We start from the raw sequence: 1,547 nt of genomic DNA on the forward strand, positions 1-1,547 counted from the left end.
TGCCGCGTCAGGCTACGTTTGCCCGGTCGACGATGCGGCGTAGTTCGCGGTTCTCGGCGTTCCGGTTCCTCCAGGCGATGTAGCGGCGGATCATGCTGCCTTGTTCTTGGTGGGTGCGGTGGTCGGTGCCGTCGAGGGCGAAGTAGCGCAGGGCTGTGAACTGGGCTTCTATCCGGTTGAGCCAGGAGCTGTTGGTCGGGGTGTAGGCGATTTCGACGTTGTTCGCCCTCGCCCATGCTCCGACCCGCTGGTCGCGCTTGGTGGTCAGGTGCGGGGAGAAGTTGTCGCAGATGATCGCCATGCGTATCTCGCGCGGGTAGAGGCTGCGCACGTACCGGCAGAACTCGAGGAAACGGGTACGGGTCTTTCGGAGTCTGACGTGTCCATAGAGCCGGTCGCGGCCCAGGTCGTAGGCGGCGAACAGGTGGCGTACACCACCTGTTCGGTTGTAGGTCGCGCGTAGACGCGGGCGCGGCTCGCGCCCTGGTTCCTTCGCGTTCCCGCTGATCGCCGCCCACGCTCGGCCCGGGCGCGGTTGCAGATTCAGGGGCCCGAACTCGTCCACGCACACCACGACCGCGGGTTCGCCATCACGCGGTTCGGCTTCGCCGTCGGCGATCGCATACAGACGCTCGATCCGGGCCTTCTTCTGCGCGAACTCCGGGTCGGTCGAGCCCTTCCATGTCTTCAGGCGTTGAAAGGTGACGCCTTCCTCGCGGAGCAGGATGCGCAGGCCCTCGTGGCTGATGTCGTCGACCACCCCCTCGGCGACCAGGAACTCCGCCAGCTTGGACAGGCTCCAGGTCGAGAACGGCAGGCCGTGTTCGGCCGGCTTCGTCTTGGCGATCTTCTTGATCTCCCGGCGCTGCGGGAGGGTGAACTTGGGCGGATGCCCGCCGCGGTAGCGCGGGTAGAGAGAGTCGAACCCGTCGGAGTTGAAGTTGTGGATCACATCGCGGACGTGGTCCTCGCTGGTGAACGCCACCTTCGCGATGCCGACGACGCCCATGTTCTGGGCCGAGAGCAGCACCATCTGCGCCCGGCGCCAAGTCACCACCGATCCGGTGCCCCGGCGCACGATCCGCACCAGGCGCTTTCCCTCGTCATCATCGATCTCACGCACCCTGACACGCTCGGCCACCGGCCCAGTCTGGTGGATCAGAGCCCGACGACCAAGGGGTCCGGACGGGCGAGCCCTCCCATTCTGAAAGAGCCACCGACCAGCGGTCGAAGATCAGGTGCAGGCGAGCTCGGCGAGTCGTTGCAGCCGCCGGAAGTAGAGCATGCTGTTCTCCTCGGTCAGCAAGGGAAGGACTACATCGAGCTGGCCGATGCTGAACTCGAGGATCTTCCGGCGTCTCGCATCCAGCGGCCCAGCAAGCGCCGAGCTCGCGCAGCCGGCGACATTGGCATCCAGCAAGACGAGGTCCACGCCCCCGAGGTCGCGGCCGCGGTCCGACGGTGGGAACGGGGCACTTCGGTGCTCATCCCACAGCCCCGAAAGCCGCTCGCGCATCGCGTCATCCACGCCCTTGAGCATCACACAC

2 protein-coding genes are annotated in these 1,547 nt (G+C 66.2%); both read right to left on the reverse strand.

Features of this window, described 5'->3' with window-relative positions; all coding sequences use genetic code 11:
* Window positions 1–7: 7 nt before the first annotated feature.
* Complete coding sequence (locus KDK95_RS34580; protein ID WP_372463432.1) at window positions 8–1,141, reverse strand: IS630 family transposase; 1,134 nt, start codon at window positions 1,139–1,141, stop codon at window positions 8–10.
* Between the two features lie 93 nt (window positions 1,142–1,234).
* On the reverse strand, window positions 1,235–1,547 hold a 313-nt coding region (locus tag KDK95_RS34585), incomplete at its 5' end, for a hypothetical protein (RefSeq protein WP_212522579.1).

Origin of the sequence: Actinospica acidithermotolerans (assembly GCF_018139625.1) — a bacterium.
Classification (GTDB): Bacteria; Actinomycetota; Actinomycetes; order Streptomycetales; family Catenulisporaceae; genus Actinospica; species Actinospica acidithermotolerans.